Annotated in this window: 9 protein-coding genes and 1 pseudogene; all 10 read left to right on the top strand. The window is 46.8% G+C overall.

From position 1 onward, the window contains the following. Positions 1-50 precede the first annotated feature (50 nt). Entirely contained in the window at positions 51-1637 is a 1587-nt protein-coding gene (locus tag DWX61_RS14675) for an ABC transporter substrate-binding protein (protein ID WP_118626046.1), read from the top strand. 10 nt (positions 1638-1647) lie between these two features. Then, on the top strand, positions 1648-3612 hold the full coding sequence (locus DWX61_RS14670) for a dipeptide ABC transporter ATP-binding protein (protein WP_118626044.1): 1965 nt from the start codon (positions 1648-1650) through the stop codon (positions 3610-3612). A 132-nt stretch (positions 3613-3744) separates the two neighbouring features. Then, the gene (nikB, locus tag DWX61_RS14665) at positions 3745-4689 is read left to right on the top strand and encodes a nickel ABC transporter permease (RefSeq protein ID WP_118626042.1); all 945 of its coding nucleotides are present in this window, start codon (positions 3745-3747) and stop codon (positions 4687-4689) included. Next, on the top strand, positions 4686-5555 hold the full coding sequence (gene nikC / locus DWX61_RS14660) for a nickel transporter permease (protein WP_110102741.1): 870 nt from the start codon (positions 4686-4688) through the stop codon (positions 5553-5555). The genes nikB and nikC overlap by 4 nt, the downstream gene beginning before the upstream one ends. Positions 5556-5601: 46 nt before the next feature. Next, positions 5602-7158 carry an ABC transporter substrate-binding protein gene (locus DWX61_RS14655; RefSeq protein ID WP_118626040.1) on the top strand — a complete coding sequence of 519 codons (1557 nt, stop codon included), beginning with the start codon at positions 5602-5604 and terminating at the stop codon, positions 7156-7158. A gap of 1 nt (position 7159) precedes the next feature. After that, positions 7160-7963, top strand: coding sequence for an ABC transporter ATP-binding protein (locus DWX61_RS14650; protein WP_118626038.1), 804 nt, complete (start codon positions 7160-7162; stop codon positions 7961-7963). After that, entirely contained in the window at positions 7963-8727 is a 765-nt protein-coding gene (locus DWX61_RS14645; RefSeq protein ID WP_118626036.1) for an ABC transporter ATP-binding protein, read from the top strand. The genes DWX61_RS14650 and DWX61_RS14645 overlap by 1 nt, the downstream gene beginning before the upstream one ends. Positions 8728-8885: 158 nt before the next feature. After that, positions 8886-9380: a GNAT family N-acetyltransferase gene (locus DWX61_RS14640; protein ID WP_118607853.1), complete on the top strand. Its 495-nt coding sequence runs from the start codon at positions 8886-8888 to the stop codon at positions 9378-9380. An 84-nt stretch (positions 9381-9464) separates the two neighbouring features. Then, entirely contained in the window at positions 9465-10805 is a 1341-nt protein-coding gene (locus DWX61_RS14635) for an MBL fold metallo-hydrolase (protein ID WP_270427351.1), read from the top strand. A 154-nt stretch (positions 10806-10959) separates the two neighbouring features. Next, a pseudogene (locus DWX61_RS14630) lies at positions 10960-12147 on the top strand (endonuclease Q family protein); the annotation flags it as partial. Positions 12148-12304: the final 157 nt, after the last annotated feature.

The following is a 12304-nucleotide window of genomic DNA, read 5'->3' as shown; positions in this document are numbered from 1 at the left end:
CCGAAGTGTGGATAACCGGTTTGAAAATAAAGAAAGATGAGGAAAACAGAATGAAAAAGAGAACAGGAATCAACTATGGCAGAAAATATGCGGCGATAACACTGGCAGCAGTGACCGCAGCATGTACAGGAGCAACTGCAGGCAGTGTGGTAACCGTAGCTGCGGCAGAAGAAAACAAAACTCTGGTATATGCAGGTGAGTCAGAAAGTACGATCAATCCCCTTCTGAATAACCATGATGAGCTTCCGGATCTTATTTTTTCAGGACTGATGAAATATGATGCCAATGGAAAGCCGGTAGAGGATCTTGCAGAGAGCTATACCTTTGACAAGGATACCAATACCTATACTTTTAAGCTTCGAGATGGTGTTAAGTGGCATGATGGAGAAGATTTCAATGCAGAGGATGTTGTATACACCTATAAGGAGCTTACAGAGGATGAAACTCTGGGAGCCAGTATCACCAGCAATTACCAGGACATTACAAGTATTGAGGCACCGGATGATCAGACTGTGATCTTTACACTGGATCAGTATGATGCTGCCATGCTGGATTACTTTACCATGGGAATCCTTCCTGAGCATCTTCTGGAAGGAGAGGATGTGAATACTACATCCTTTAATCAGAATCCGGTGGGAACAGGTCGTTATAAATTTGAAGACTGGGATGCTACCGGCGGAATGATCACACTGAAACGAAATGAAGATTATTACGGAAAGGTTCCGAATATTGAAACCGTTGTATACCGTACAGTATCGGATGAGACTACAAAGGCAACCATGCTCCAGTCCGGCGAGGCGGATCTTGCATGGCTGAATTCCAACTATGCTTCTCAGTTCAAGGATAAGGACGGATATAATTACTGGGAGTTCACCACAGCAGATTACCGTGGAGCTGCCATGGATATGAGCACAGATTTCTGGAAGGAAAACGGAGATTCCATCGGCGTTCTGAATTATGCGCTGGATAAGGATTCCATTATTGCAGGTGTTCTTGCAGGACAGGGAGAGGCGGCATACAGCCCGATCCAGAGAAATCCTCTCGGAACAGATAAGGAAGCTAATATCTACTCCTATGATCTGGATACCTTTGCAAAGAAGATGGAAGAGCTGGGATGGAAAAAAGGCGATGATGGGATCTATGAGAGAAACGGACAGAAATTCCACTTTACCATCCAGGTACGTGATTACGAAGAAGAGCGTGTGGATATTGCCAATGTCATGTCTGATATGCTGAAGCAGGCTGGCGTGGAAATGGAAGTAAAGCTTGTTACCAAATTTGACTGGGATGCAGGATACAATGGATTCCTTGCAGGTTATTCAACACAGTTTGACCCGGATATGGCATATGTAAACTTTGTAACCGACGCAAGTGGAAATAACATGCATTATTCCAAGGCAGATGTGGACAAATATCTTGAGGAAGGCCGTCACGGTGAGACTGAGGAAGCCAGAAAAGAGGCTTACAGTGAATTCGAAAAGGCATACGCCGAGGCACCTGGAATCCTTCTGGTTGCTTATCTTCAGGGAGATTATGTAGGCGTTTCCGGACTTGACGGACTGGATACCACACGTGTTCTGGGACATCATTCCGTAGGTGTTATGTGGAATATTGAAGACTGGACCATTACAAAATAAGGAAAAGATCATGCAGGAAACCGTTTTGGAATTAAAAAACTATTCGGTAAGCTTTGACACACCGGACGGCGAGGTACAGGCCGTCCGGAATGTTGATCTCACGGTAAAAAAAGGAGAGATACTTTGTATCGTAGGTGAGTCCGGATGTGGAAAAACCGTTATGTGCCGTAGTGTGATGAAGCTTCTGCCACCGAATGCACATGTAAAAAGCGGAGAGATCAGTCTCTGCGGAGAGAATATCACAGCCTATAAAAGAAAAAAAATGGAAAAGCTGTGCGGAAGCAAGGTAAGCATGGTGTTCCAGGACCCTATGCTGACGCTGAATCCGACGATTCCTGTTGGCAAACAGATCACAGAGGCTATTATCAAAAATCAGAAAGTATCCGGGGATGAGGCGAAAAAAAGAGCTGTGGAAATGCTGAAGCTGGTAGGGATTCCGGATGCAGAACAGCGCTATGGCCTGCAACCTCATTTTTTTTCCGGAGGAATGCGTCAGCGTTGTGTGCTGGCTATTGCACTGGCCTGTGATCCGGAAATATTATTTGCCGATGAGGCGACTACAGCACTGGATGCAACCGTGGAAGCAAAGATTCTGGATCTGCTTCTTGAGCTGAGAGAAAAAACAGGGATCAGTATTGTGTTCATATCTCATGATCTTGGAGCTGTTGCAAGGATCGCAGACAGAGTTGCAGTTATGTATGCAGGAAAGATCATTGAGATCGGGACAGCGGAAGAGGTTTATTATGATCCCCGGCATCCTTATACCTGGGGACTTTTGTCTTCTCTGCCTGTATTTGCAGGTGAAAAAGGGGAGCTGAATCCGATCCCCGGAATGCCGCCCTCTCTTTTGGATCCTCCGCCGGGAGATGCGTTTGCCGTTCGAAATCCCCAGGCGCTGGCAATCGATTATGAACAGACTCCTCCGATGTTTAAAGTCAGTGATACGCATTATGCAGCCACATGGCTTCTGGATGAAAGAGCTCCGAAAATAGAAATGCCCTCCATTTTGAAGGACAGATTACAGGAAAACAGCGGTCGTAAACAGAAAATGGATAAAAAGAAAGCGTCATTTTTACAGAAAACAGAACAGAAACAGGCGCCTGTACTGATCGAAGCCAGAAATCTGAAGCAGCATTTCCGTATCCGTTCCGATTATACGATCCATGCAGTGGATGATGTTTCCTTCAGTATCCGGGAAGGTGAGATCATGGCGCTGGTGGGTGAGACCGGCTGCGGGAAATCCACGACAGCCAGAACGCTTGCAGGAATCTACCGGCCTACAGGCGGGGAGATCTTTTATCAGGGAGAAAGAGTGCCGGATAAAAAGGATCCTTTCGGAATGCGGAAGAAAATGCAGACTGAGATCCAGATGATCTTTCAGGATTCGGGCGCTGCACTGAATCCCCGAATGAGCATACGGCAGATCATGCTGGAGCCTGTAAAGATCAGCCGCAGGATCCGTGACAGAGAAATGCTGGAAAACAGGCTTCGGGAAATCCTGAAGGAGACAGGACTGGATGAAAGCATTCTGTCGAAAAAGCCGGGAGAGCTTTCCGGCGGACAGAGACAGAGAGTTGCCATAGGAAGAAGCCTTCTCATGGAACCACGTCTTATCATTGCGGATGAACCGATCGCATCGTTGGATATTTCTATCCAGGCACAGATCGTCATGCTTTTTAAAAAGCTTCAGCAGGAAAAAAGATTTTCTTTTCTTTTTATTGCCCATGATCTGTCAATGGTACGTTTTTTAAGCGATACAACAGGTGTGATGAAAAACGGAAAGCTGGTAGAAATGGCACCTACAAAAGAGCTTTTTGAGAATCCGCAGCATCCTTATACACAGTCCCTGCTTTCTGCGATCCATATCCCGGATCCGCTGGAAGAGAGAAAACGAAGGCTGATCGAGTATGAAGAGCTACAGTCGCTTGGAGAGGGCTGGAAAGAATTATCCGCATGTCACTGTGTGAGAATATAAGAGCATAATGGAATACATATGTATGACAAAATGGAATGTGAAAAATCCCCCCGCCGGGGTTGTGGCAGAACAGCCGTGTTGTTAAACTTTTGTTATTCGAAATACTGAGAAACAAAGTGCGGAGAGGAAAATATGAGAAAATATATAATAAAACGGTTGCTGCAGCTGATCCCGGTCCTGATCGGGATCACATTTCTTTCTTTTGCCATGATGCGGCTTGCCGGCGGAGATGCAGTAACCTATATGTATGAAAATGCAGGCTCTGCAGTATCCCAGGAGGTCATTGACAATGCAAAGGCGGAATATGGCCTTGATAAACCATTCCTTGTACAATATGCTACCTGGTTTGCGGGAATGGTAACCGGAGATATGGGAGAGAGCTATGTGTCTCACAGAGATGTCTATGAAACCTTTATTTCAAAGCTTCCGGCAACGATGATGCTGACTCTGTCATCGATCCTTCTTACAATTGTTCTTGCGATCCCGTTGGGAATCCTGTCAGCAGTAAAGCACAACAAATGGGTAGATTATCTGATAAGACTTTTAAGCTTTATCGGCAATTCCATGCCGAATTTTTTTGCTGCCATGGTGCTGATGTATTTTCTGTCCATCAGGCTGGGCGTTTTGCCGGTAGTCACAAATGCAGATCTCGGACAGAGTATTATTCTGCCGACGCTGACACTGGCGATCTCCATGGCTGCAAAATATACCAGACAGGTGCGTGCCACGGTTCTGGAAGAACTGAATAAGGATTATGTGACCGGAGCCCGGGCAAGAGGGATCCGCAGTCGTGTGATCATCTGGAAGAGTGTAATGAAGGCTTCCATGCTGACGATCATCACACTGCTGGCGCTGTCCATCGGTAATCTTCTGGGAGGAACTGCCATTGTGGAAAATATCTTTATGTGGGATGGTGTCGGAAAACTGGCGGTAGATGCGATCACCATGCGTGACTATCCGATCATCCAGGCCTATGTGGCATGGATGGCGGTCATTTATGTTCTGGTAAATCTGGTGACAGATATTATTTACCACTATCTGGATCCGAGAGTACGACTTGGAGGTGACAGAGCATGAGTGGAAAAAATAATATCACAGTCCGGAAGCAGAAAATCCGGAAAAATCATACAAAAGCAAAGCTTGTCTTTTTTCTTGTGCTTACAGCATTGCTTCTGTTTGTAGCGGCATTTGCAAAATATCTCTGCCCTTATGATCCTTATGCCCAGGATCTGGCACTTGCCCAGAAACCGCCGGGACCGGAGCATCTGCTCGGGACAGACCGTTATGGAAGAGATATGCTTTCCCGTGTGATCATAGGAAGTACGACCAGTATTTATGCAACGCTGCTCTTGGTTGCGGTGATCACTGTGGTGGGAACGGCTATTGGTATTTTCTGTGGCTGGAAGGGCGGCAAAGCCGATACTGTTCTGATGCGTATCTCCGATCTGTTCCTGGCTTTTCCGGGACTGGTATTTGCCCTGGCAGTAGCAGGTGTTCTGGGAGGCGGTATCCAGAATGCGATCATTGCCCTGGCAGTGATCAGCTGGCCGAAGTTTGCGAGACTTGCCAGAGGGCTTACTCTGACTCAGAAGGACTCCGCATATCTTATGGCGGCGAAGCTTTCCGGAAGCAGTACAGGAAAGCTTCTGCTCAAACATATCCTTCCCAATATCGCAGGCCCCATCCTTGTTACGTCAGTTCTTGATATCGGAACCATGATGATGGAGCTGGCAGGACTTTCCTTTCTCGGGCTTGGGGTAAAGCCTCCAATGGCAGAATGGGGAAGTATGATCAACGATGGAAGAAGTATGCTGCAGATTTCACCGTGGATGGTACTTGCGCCGGGAATGGCGATTTTTATTACAGTAATGATCTTTAATCTTCTGGGAGATACGATCCGGGATTATATGGATCCGAAGGAACGAAACAGGAGAAGAGGATAACAGGCACTTATAAATAAACATAACAGAGAAAGTGAGAGCGGAGATTATGAAGAAAAAGATTCTGGCAGCAGTGCTTGCAGCGGCAATGGTCATGAGCATGACAGGAGTTCCGGCAGCAGCAAAAAGCAAAGAAAAGAGTGAAGGAACTACCTTTGTTTACGGAACTACCGGATACAGTGAAGAAATGGGAGATGCAGGATTAAACCCTCACGACAATTATTCCGGATGGAGCTGTCTGCGTTATGGCGTAGGAGAAACATTGTTTAAGTACAATGACAACATGGAGATAGAGCCATGGCTTGCTACAGACTATGAATTTACAGACGATAATACAGTAAAGATCACCCTTCGTGACGGTGTGAAATTTTCCAGCGGAAGAACCATGGACGGAGAAGCGGTAAAGGAATGTCTGGAAGATCTGATCGCAAACCATGACCGTGCACCTTACGATATGAAGATCGATAAGATCGAAGCAGATGGAATGACAGTAACGATCCATACTTCCGAACCATGTCCGGCACTGATCAATTATCTCGGTGATCCGTATGGTGCCATCATTGATATGGATTATGGCGTACAGGGAGAGGGTGGCTCTGCAAATGTGGCAGGAACAGGCCCCTATGTTGCAACAGAGGTATCCCCAACAGAGATCAAGCTGGTAAAAAATGAGGATTACTGGGGCGGAGATGTAAAGGCAGACAACGTTATCGTAAAATCCTTCTCAGATGGAAGTGCCCTGACAGCAGCATTGCAGACAGGTGATATACAGGGAACCTATGGACTTCAGTATGATAACTATGCACTTTTTGACGGAAATCCGGACTATCAGATCAGTTCTGTAGCAACAAGCCGCTGTTTCTTCGGACAGTTTAATATGAAATCTGAACTGATGCAGGATCAGAATGTGAGAAAAGCCATTGAGATGGGAATTGATAAGGACGGCTTCTGCAGTGTGATCATGGAGGGACGAGGTGTTCCGGCAGTGGGAGCTTTCCCGAGCAGCTTTTCCTATGGAAACGATGCGGTGAAAGCACCGTCCTATGATCCGGAAGAGGCGAAAAAGCTTCTGGAAGAATCCGGATGGACAGATACGGATGGAGATGGCTATGCAGATAAGGACGGAAAGAAGCTGTCCATCACATGGCTGACCTATCCCACTCGTCTGGAACAGCCTAAGCTTGCAGAATATGCACAGTCCACTTTAAAGGACATTGGAATTGAGGTCAATGTTAACAATACAGCAGACCATGCGACATATGCGAAGAACGGAGAATTTGATGTATATGTAAGTTCGCTTACAACTGCACCTACCGGCGATCCGGAATATTTCTTCACAAGTACAGTTGTATCTGATGCTGCCAAAAATTATGGCAAATACAGCAATTCGGATCTTGATGATATCGTGGCGAAGCTGCATGAGACCTTTGATACAGATGAGAGAAGCAAGCTTGCTGTGGACGCACAGCAGACCATTCTGGATGATGATGCGTATTTCTTTGTTTCTCATCTGAATATGGGACTTGTGTCAAAGTCAAATGTATCAGGGCTGACTGCCCATCCATGTGATTATTACGAGATCACAGCAGATCTGGAAGTGAAATAAGATGGAATCATTGTTGAAGCTTGAGCATGTGACGATCTGCTACAACGGAGAGCCGGTTGTACATGATGTGGATCTGGAACTGAATAAGGGGGAGATTCTGGGTGTAGTAGGCGAGTCCGGAAGCGGAAAAAGTACCATTATCAAGGCAATCATGGGACTTCTGGGAAATGAAGGCATGGTGACAGAAGGAGATATCTGGTACAAGGGAAAAAATATAGTGGATATGCCGGAAAAAGAATTACGCAGACTTCTGGGCCCTGAGATCGCCATGGTTTTTCAGGATTCAGGAGCAGCCCTTTGTCCCATCCGCACCGTAGGCGCTCAGATCTATGAGAGTATGCGGGAGCATGAAAGGATCAGCCGTAAAGAGTGTGCAGAGCGCACCGTCAGGATGATGGCTAAGATCGGCCTCAAGGATGGGGAACGTGTTTTGCAAAGCTACCCATTTGAATTGTCCGGCGGTATGAATCAGCGTGTGGGAATCTGTATTTCCATGCTGCAGAATCCGTCGCTTCTTCTGGCAGATGAGCCTACCAGTGCTCTGGATGTAACCATACAGAAGCAGGTGGTTGAGGAAATGCTGCTGATGCGTAAGGAATACGGAACAGCCATGATCGTTGTCACACACAACATCAGCGTGGTGGAAAAAATGGCAGATAAGGTTCTGGTACTGAAAAACGGAAAGGTGAGGGAATACGGAAAAACAGCTCAGGTTCTGACAGCTCCGGATGATCCTTATACAAAAGAACTCATGAGTTCGGTACCTCGTTTGAAACGTACAGGTACCGGAAATGGAGGCAGATGATGACAGAAAACAAAAACATTCTGGAAGTGCATCATTTGAAAAAAAACTTCACCACCGGTAAAAAATCCTTCACGGCTGTAGAAGACATAAGCTTTTCTCTGAAAACGGGGGAAGTATTAGGAATCGTAGGTGAATCCGGCTCAGGAAAAAGCACTGTGGCGAAGATGATCACACATCTGACAGAACCCACAGCCGGAGAAATTTTTCTCATGGAAAAGAATATCACACATGCAAGGGGAAAAAATCTCCGGGAAATCTACCGGGAAATGCAGATGGTTTTTCAGACACCGGCAGAATCCTTTGACCCCAGATGCACTCTTGGGGACGGAATCGGGGAAAGTCTCCGGAATATGGGGATAAGTAAGGCGGAAACGAAGAAGCGTGTGGAAAAACTTCTGACCACCTGCGGATTAACCGGGGAATATGCAGACCGATATCCCCACCAGGTCAGCGGAGGCCAGTGCCAGAGAGCGGCTATTGCCAGAGCCCTGGCTGTGGAACCCAGAGTGCTGATCTGTGATGAAGCAACCAGCGCCTTGGATGTGACTGTGCAGAAACAGATCATGGAACTGCTTCAGAAGTTAAAAAAAGAAAACCAGCTGTCCTTTCTTTTTATCTGCCATGACCTGGCCCTTGTCCAGCTGTTCTGCGACCGAGTGATCGTGATGCATGACGGACGTGTGGAAGAGGAAGGGACACCGGAAGAGATCATTGAGCATCCGAAGACAGAGTATACGGAGCGGCTGATCCGGTCGGTACTGTAATAATAACAGATAAAAACAAAAGAGCGAAGCCCTCAGTAGTGTGAATACTGAGGGCTTTTTTGCAGGTTATACGTTGACGCATTTTCTCTCACCCGATATAATTAAAAAAGAATCGAAACCGGATGAAAACGGAATAAATATAGAGGAGACCACAAAAAATGGCAGAAAATTTACAGATCAGACTGTCAGATCCCGGTGAGGCGGATCGTCTGGCAGAGATCGAGGCAATCTGTTTTCCACCTGCGGAGGCAGCAAGTCATGAGGAAGTTGTGAAGCGTATGGGAGCATTCCCGGAGAATTTCGTTGTAGCAGTAAAGGATGAGCAGATCGTAGGCTTTATCAACGGAGGAACCACAGATAAACCAGTACTCCCGGATGAATTTTATCATGATATCACTCTTCACAGAAAGGACGGGGAGATCCAGACTGTATTCGGACTGAATGTGATCCCGGAATACCGTCATCAGGGGATCGCCGGAGAGCTCGTGGAATATTTCAAGGAGCTTGCGAAAGAGCGCGGAAAAAAAGCCCTGATCCTTACCTGCAAGGAGCATATGATCCCATTCTATGAGAGCCACGGACTGAAGAAGCTGGGTGTGGCAGATTCCTGTCATGGCGGAGCAACCTGGTATGATATGCAGATCTGGTTCTGAGAAATGAAGACAGTAACAGAAGAAAAAAGAAGAGTCAGCTGCAGAAACAAAGGTCAGCTGAATAAGAAACCAGAGGAAAAATAAATGAGAATACGAATGTACAATGTGGGGTTCGGGGACTGTTTCTGTATCCGTGACAGAAAAAGCAGCCTGCTTGTGGATTTCGGGGCAGCCAACAGCAAGATCGAAGGGCGGCCACGGAGAGAGGTCTTTGATGTGATCATCTCAGACCTTACTACTATCCGCAAAAAAAATCTGCTTCTGACACATTTTCATCCGGACCATGTTTCCGGATTGCTTTATATGATGCGTTACCGAAGAGATGCTTACGAATTTGAAAAGATCTATCTTCCGGATGTATTTTCCGGTCCGGAAATGAAATACACACTGGCGCTTCTGCTCCTTGCGGATGTGACAAAAAAGGCCAGCCTTCCGGGAAGACGTGTCAGCCTTTTTGCCCTTGCAGAAGCTCTTTGCGCCAGAAGGGTAAAGATCGACCTTTTATCCAGAGGCTCAGAGTTTGAGGGAAAATATACGGCACTCTGGCCGGATCTCAGTGAAGTCAGCCGGGAAACGGAGGATGTATTTAATTCCCTGATCGAGAATCATGAAAACGCAATGACCGAGCTTGTGAACATTGCGGAGGAGGTACGTCAGCTGTTTCTGTCCATGACAGAGGAGACGCCGGAAGCAGAGCCGAAATCGGCTTCACTGTCTGAGGCATCTTTGGTGGAAGAGGATACAGAGGAATCCGAGCGCTCTTTGACAGGACAGACAGAGCCTGGTGGGGAAAACGAAGGATATACGCAGGAGAAGCTGGAGCTTATAATGGAAAGTACAGGCGCAGCAGCTGAGGATACAGCAGAGACTCCGGAAGAGGCCGAAAAAGAGAGAGCACGTCGCCTCAAACCGGAAAAGCTGGAAAAGAAATTCCGTGAATTACAGGCAACCGAAGAATTTCAGGCACTTCTGGAAAGTGCGGAAAAACAGGGGCATTTTCTGCGTCAGTTCCGTCACAAGATCAGTCTGGCATTTCAGAATACCGGAGACGGAGAGCTGAACCTTCTGTTTACCGGAGATGTACAGCCACAGTACATGAGGATGATCGCAGAAAACTATGATGGCAGGATTCCGCTTCATGAGCATTACTGGTGTATCAAGGTACCACATCATGGTACGGAATCTCATTTCTTTGATTTCAGCAGTTTCTCCCCGGAGAATATGATGATCCCCAACGGAGCCTACTACGACAACAGCAAAAAGAAATCCAAGAATCAGCGCACTTCCATGCAGTACGGCGGTTTATTTTATATTAATGACGCGCATATGTATTGTTCCAACTGTGACTGCTGTGACAGCTATGAGAACGGATGCTCCTGTAGGGAGTATGACGTGATCTCACCGGCTTATTATAAAGATATCTGATCTGTAAAAAAGGCATACTACATGTCACATATTGAAATAATTGTGTAAATGTAACCTATATTATTCACGGCTATGCCGTGAATAATATAGGTTTAATACAGGAGGAAAAATTTTGAAACAGATCGCAGACTTGCACATACATTCCAGATATTCCATGGCAACCAGCAAAGATGGCACGCCTGAGATGCTGGATCTCTGGGCGCGGAAAAAAGGTATCACACTCCTTGGAACCGGAGATATGACACATCCCATCTGGCGGCAGGAGTTGAAGACGAAGCTGATCCCTGCGGAACAGGGACTGTTCCGGCTGAAAGATGAATATGTTTTGCCGGAGGCGGCACGCTATCCTGGAAAAGCACCCAGGTTTGTATTGTCCGGTGAGATCAGTTCCATCTATAAAAAAGGCGGAAAAACCAGGAAGGTGCACAGCCTGATCCTGCTTCCGGGATTCGATGAGGCAGATGCTTTTGCCGCAAGGCTGGAAAAGATTGGAAATATCCATTCAGACGGACGTCCTATTTTGGGGCTGCCCTGTCATGATCTTCTGGAAATGATGCTGGAGGTCAGTGAGGAGGGTATCTATATCCCCGCGCATATCTGGACCCCACATTTTTCCCTGTTTGGGGCAAAGTCCGGATTTGACACCATAGAAGATTGTTTTGAAGAACTGACACCTTACATCCATGCACTGGAGACAGGACTTTCTTCAGATCCGTCAATGAACTGGCAGATATCGGCACTGGATGGCTATCAGCTGGTGTCTCATTCGGATGCACATTCACCGTCCAAGCTTGGAAGGGAAGCGGATCTTCTGGATATAGAGCTTTCCTATCAGGGATTGTGGGATGCAGTGCAGAACGGAAAAGGTCTTGAAGGGACGATTGAATTTTTTCCGGAAGAAGGAAAGTATCATTTTGACGGGCACCGGAAATGCGGTGTATGCCTGAGTCCGAAAGAAGCAGAGATGTATAACGGTATCTGCCCGGTCTGCGGAAAGAAGCTGACCATGGGTGTGGATCACCGGATCCTGCAGTTATCTGACCGTGATAAGAGTTCAGCGGCCATGCCGGAAAGCGGCCGTCCTTATGAAAGCCTGATGCCGCTGCCGGAGGTGATCTCCGCATGTGTGGGATTTTCCACGGCAAGCAAAAAAGTTCAGGGACAGTACGAGGCGCTGCTTGAAAGACTGGGTGCGGAATTTACCATATTGAGAGAGGTTCCGCCGGAAGATATCCGAAAAGCCGGCGGAGAAGTTCTGGCGGAAGGCATCCGGCGGCTCCGTGCAGGAGAAGTGGTGCGGAAACCGGGATCTGACGGAGAATATGGAAAAATAGAATTGTTTTAAGCGAATCAGGTAAGTCCTCTGCGGGATTGCGAATATCGGCTTGATCCAATTAAGAAAATTTCTGAAATAGTGTGAAAAGAAGCAGCTGTTAAATATTTATGTATTGTGAAGAGTATTGCCGGTCATAGCGTGAGCTGCAAAAGGTAAAAGGCGA

Origin of the sequence: Ruminococcus sp. AF20-12LB (genome assembly GCF_003478985.1) — a bacterium.
Taxonomy (GTDB): domain Bacteria; phylum Bacillota; class Clostridia; order Lachnospirales; family Lachnospiraceae; genus Blautia_A.
This window is presented reverse-complemented; position numbering and strand designations above follow the sequence as displayed.